This window comes from Lacticaseibacillus boliensis (genome assembly GCF_054784775.1).
Genome location: NZ_BAAIHN010000068.1, coordinates 1 through 4,701, shown reverse-complemented (window position 1 = coordinate 4,701; position 4,701 = coordinate 1). Strand labels below are relative to the sequence as shown.

The window sequence follows — 4,701 nt, the reverse complement described above, 5'->3', positions numbered from 1 at the left end:
ATGGTTTTCGTCGACTCAACCTTAGCATATAGGCGCACCCAATGGGTGAAACACCAAAGCAGCGCAGTCCCGTGTGAATCATGGGATTGCGCTGCTTTTTTGAAATTCTATGAATAATCCAGGTAAAATTATCCGTCATCAAATCTTGCCTCGATCAGCAATGTGTGGTTAGAAACGACCTCGACCACGGCCTCCTAATTGGACGGCTTCGCTCTCCTCCTTACGGCTGTCGCTGCTACATCACAGACTTAGTTTATGCATCAATGACCTCATAACGGACATGATCGTGTTTCGGGGTTTGAATCTCATTAATAATCTCTTTAGCTAAGGTCCCACTCGATGTTTCAGACTTGCCCTCCGCATTATATAGAACGGTATCCTCGCCGACGAGTGCCTGACGTGCCTCACCTGGTTTGAAGATAATGCCAGGCGAAACAGCAACCCAGTTGACATTATCAACTTCTGATAAGAAATCAAACTCCTTAAATTGTTGCCGTGGGGCCTCAATCCAAGACTGCGCACTTGGATCCTTTAAGAGGTCATCAAAAACATGTCCCCCTTTGCCATTTTTAAGGCTACCCGCACCGAGGATGAAGAACAGCCGAGGCGTGTCTTGCGTGCGGAAGAACGCCACTAGCTTCGTTGCCAAGTCAATGTGTTGATATGCGCTGGCAAGCTCCGACGGCGAGAAAGCGTCAATTATGACGTCAAAGTTCTCTAAATCCGCCTTTTTCAACGCAAAGGCATCTTTGATCAGATAGTTCACTTTGTCTTGGAATAGGTCCTTACCTTTAGCAGCGTTACGAATAATCGCGGTCGTCTCCAAATTTTGGGCTAATGCTTCTTGTACCAAGGCTTGCCCAGCAACCCCGGTTGCACCAATAATGCCGACTTTTGTCATAATAATCTCCTTTAACCTAATTTTTTAACCGGAAATGGATCATCAACGGACCGCGGAATCGCTGGCTTATCTTTCAAAACTGAATATAGTGATAACAAGGCCGATCCCGCGCCAGCTGCCCCTTCATAAAAGCCGATCGGCGCAGTAATGTTATCCGGTTCCAGACGAGTATATGCTTCGTACCACCGCACTGTTTCCGTGCCGTCCTCTTCAAAATCATGGTGCGCATCTCCGAGCAATTGCTCTGCTGTCCGCTTAGAATAATCAAGAAAACGCTCATCACCAGTTGCTAAGTATTGACCTAAGAAGCTATTAAGAATGCTTGAGGACCCACAACATTGGGCAACCGTATTCCAATAACCTGCAGAGTGAACCTCCGGTGCTCCCGCTGCGATGATGCTATCTAAGAGTAAACTGGCTTCATCAAGATATTCTTGCTGACTGGTTTCTTCATATAATTTGTAAAAGTAACGGGCAACCCCGGCATTGCCACCACAGTACCCCAGATAATAAACAGGATGTTCTTCGCCGATTGCATGTGGAATTTTAATGAAACCTTGCTCATCTTTTAGATAGATTGCACGATAGAAGGTTGCCACGCCGTCAGTCGCATCACGGAAAGTCTCATCCCCGCTAGCGTCATAAAGCTTCCATAAGGTATACGCGACACCGCCAGCCCCGATTGGATAGCCCGGAATAATGTTATCGCCAAACTGAGAGCCAGCGAAATAATTTCCTCCTTTTTCATACGGCTTGGCCTGTCCGATTAACACACGCCCTGCATTCAATGTGAAATCAAGCCAGTCTTTACGGTTAAACTGTTCTGCGGCATGTAATAGGAACAAAAACGTTCCGGAATCTGCAACGACGCCAAAAGATCCTGACCAATATGCGCCAACGCCATCTTCCGCTGGCTTGGCAGCAGCAATAATTGCTTCGACGACTTCTTCGACAAATGCTTTATATTCCGCTTTCCCAGTAACCTTATACAGTTCACTCACGGCGTAAGCGACCCCAGCAAAACCACTAGTGAATGCCCATGGCGAGAAGGCGAGGCTCAACTCAGGCGAATTATGGAAGCGATAATCAAGGTAAGGATATGAAGCTTCCGCCTGTTCAAGGTAGGCCGGCTCCTGTGTCACAGCATATAACTGCAACAAATAATGGATAATCCCAGCGCTACCAGAGTACAGACTAACATCATCAAAATATGGGTCAGAGTTGGCTGAACCTTCCAGCGAATACCGAATACCGTGTTCTGTAGTTTCAATTTTAGAATCAATATACTTCTTGGCGAGTTCTGCGACATGTAACAGTTCTTTAGTGTTTAATGCTAGTTGAATACTCATTAATAAGTCTCCTCTTCTAATTGTAGCGGACACGCTTCAAAAAATTCTGAATCCGCGGGTTTTCTGGCTTTTCTAAAATTTCAGCAGGTGTGCCTTGATCTAATATCGTACCGTTTTCCATAAAGACGATCCGGTCAGATACATCATGAGCAAACTGCATTTCATGGGTCACAATTACCATCGCTTGATGGCTTCGCTCGGCAGCGACAGCCTTAATTAAATCCAAGGTCTCACCGACGAGCTCCGGATCCAGTGCTGAGGTCGGTTCATCAAAAAGTATCAGCTCAGGGTTCAGCGCCAGCGCACGCGCAATTCCAATGCGCTGTTGCTGACCGCCAGAGAGATCTGCTGGAAAGGCATCAGCCTTATCAGCTAGCCCAACTTTGTTGAGCAAATCAAGGCCAATAGCTTCCGCATGTTTTTTATCAATCTTGCGTGCAACAACTAACCCTTCTGTAATATTCTGTAAGGCTGTTTTGTTGATAAACAGCGCGTATTGTTGAAACACCATCGCCGTTTGTCTGCGAACAGCGAGCAGATCTTTGGTTGCCACATGTGGAAACCGGATGACTTTATTGTTAAAGTGCAACTCGCCCACATCCGGGTGATTCAAAAGGTTGATGCACCGTAGAAACGTCGTTTTCCCTGCACCAGATGGCCCAATGATCGAGACAACTTCTCCTTTGTTAACCGTGAAGTTGATGTCATTTAAAATCTGATGTTTGGCAATCGTCTTTGATAAGTGTCTGATTTCAATCACTGATAAGCCCTCCTTTCAAATGATGATGTCGTGGTACCGAAAACTTACCCAAAGCTCGGCTTGCCAAAGTGATCAGCGTACACAGTACCCAATAAACAATGGCTGCTCCCATATAGGCTTCAAAATAATCATAATTGACCTGAGCCTTGATCATTACCGAATTCAGCAGATCGACTACCGACACTGCAGACACCAGCGAAGAGCCCTTGATGAGACTAGTCAGCGTATTGCCAAATACTGGGATACTGGAGCGTAATGCTTGGGGTAAAACGATTCGCCACAGCGTCTGCTTAGTGGTCAAGCCGATTGACGCAGCCGCATCCCACTGACTCTGAGGAACCGCGCCTAACGCAGCGCGTACGGCTTCAGCAACGTAGTTCGTCGCAAAAATTGCCAACGCAACGATTGCAATCCACTTGCGATCAAAGTACTTGAACTGCCAATCAACACCAAACACTCGTCCCAATGGATGCAAGGCATCAGAAGTTAACAGATAAAATACCGTTAGTGTTAACAACAACGGTACGCTGTTGGAAAGACTGATCAGCCACTTGAATAACCAACTTAAACCGCGAACGTTGAAAAAGCGCGCCAAAGCGATCAACAAGCCTAAGACCAAGCCAATTGCAAAGGCCGATAGCCCCAGATACAACGTAACTGGTATGTAACGAATCGCCGTTTTAACACATTCGAGCATAAATGTAACGTCCATTGCTGTTATCACCTTTCATAGCGGGCTACTTGGTGTAGTCACCACCAAGATACTTTTCCGATAATTTGACCAACGTGCCGTCTTTTTTAAACTGCTCAAGAGTTTTGCTGACCGCATCGTTAAGTTTGGTTTCGTTGGCGTCGTTCTTGCGGAATAAGTAATACGTGGAACTGGTGTTCACCGGTTTTGCCGAATAGACATACTGCGAGCCTAACTGTTTATTCGCAAAATCTGCGGTGTACTTGGTTTCCAATGTCGCATCGACCGTTTTGTTTTTGAAACTCTTATACAAGAGCTGATCGGACCAGTTACCATAAACAATCTTGAATTTATTTTCTGGATGCGCTTTGTTGTAATTCTCCAGAATCACAGGCGCGTTGCCGCCAGGAATGGCATAGACTTTTTTGCCTTTCAGATCTGCCAGAGAATTGTACCTGGATTATTCACCTCGGTATTTGGGACATGAAATCGCATCTGGCCGGTCTGAAAGCAACGTTTGGAGCGTTGCGAATACTGACTGAGCGGAGAAGTTGGTGATCGATGCACCACGAACAGACCGACCCAGTTTTCGGCTCGACGCACGACCTATTCAGTTATTCAGTTCAGGTCGCCAACTGATGGACTTCGTCCATGAGCCGACTAAACCAGTTCTTGTAAACATAGTTAGAAGCAAGATGAATCACCACACGACGGGCGTGCCAAGTAATCCTACCGGCGATGTGAAAGAGACTGAACCGTAGCGAGGAGATGGTTGAACGACGGTCTTCCGAGACAAAGAGCTGTTTAAAGAGCTGAACCAGGTTATAGGCAATACCGGTGATCAAGGCTCGTGCAGTGTTCCGTGCAAAAGTTGAGCTGTCTGTTTTGTCAAAGCCAAACCCGCATTTCAGCTCCTTAATTTGGTTCTCAGCATTGCCCCGCTGTCTATAGGTCTTGAACAAAGTCTCTGGAGCCTCGGAGGCCAGGCTGGTCACTACGA

General features: G+C 46.5%; 6 protein-coding genes. All 6 read right to left on the bottom strand.

The genetic code is table 11. The features are described from left to right. Positions 1 to 253 precede the first annotated feature (253 nt). Positions 254 to 901: an NAD(P)H-binding protein gene (locus ACYVRB_RS14080; protein ID WP_461216046.1), complete on the bottom strand. Its 648-nt coding sequence runs from the start codon at positions 899 to 901 to the stop codon at positions 254 to 256. An 11-nt stretch (positions 902 to 912) separates the two neighbouring features. After that, complete coding sequence (locus ACYVRB_RS14075) at positions 913 to 2,250, bottom strand: lanthionine synthetase LanC family protein (RefSeq protein ID WP_461216045.1); 1,338 nt, start codon at positions 2,248 to 2,250, stop codon at positions 913 to 915. Between the two features lie 16 nt (positions 2,251 to 2,266). After that, positions 2,267 to 3,010 carry an amino acid ABC transporter ATP-binding protein gene (locus ACYVRB_RS14070; protein ID WP_461216044.1) on the bottom strand — a complete coding sequence of 248 codons (744 nt, stop codon included), beginning with the start codon at positions 3,008 to 3,010 and terminating at the stop codon, positions 2,267 to 2,269. Further along, complete coding sequence (locus ACYVRB_RS14065; RefSeq protein WP_461216043.1) at positions 3,003 to 3,734, bottom strand: amino acid ABC transporter permease; 732 nt, start codon at positions 3,732 to 3,734, stop codon at positions 3,003 to 3,005. Before ACYVRB_RS14065 ends, ACYVRB_RS14070 begins: the two co-directional genes overlap by 8 nt. A gap of 13 nt (positions 3,735 to 3,747) precedes the next feature. Beyond that, on the bottom strand, positions 3,748 to 4,092 hold the full coding sequence (locus ACYVRB_RS14060) for a type 2 periplasmic-binding domain-containing protein (protein WP_461216042.1): 345 nt from the start codon (positions 4,090 to 4,092) through the stop codon (positions 3,748 to 3,750). A gap of 232 nt (positions 4,093 to 4,324) precedes the next feature. Continuing rightward, on the bottom strand, positions 4,325 to 4,701 hold a 377-nt coding region (locus tag ACYVRB_RS14055), incomplete at its 5' end, for a transposase (protein ID WP_461212776.1).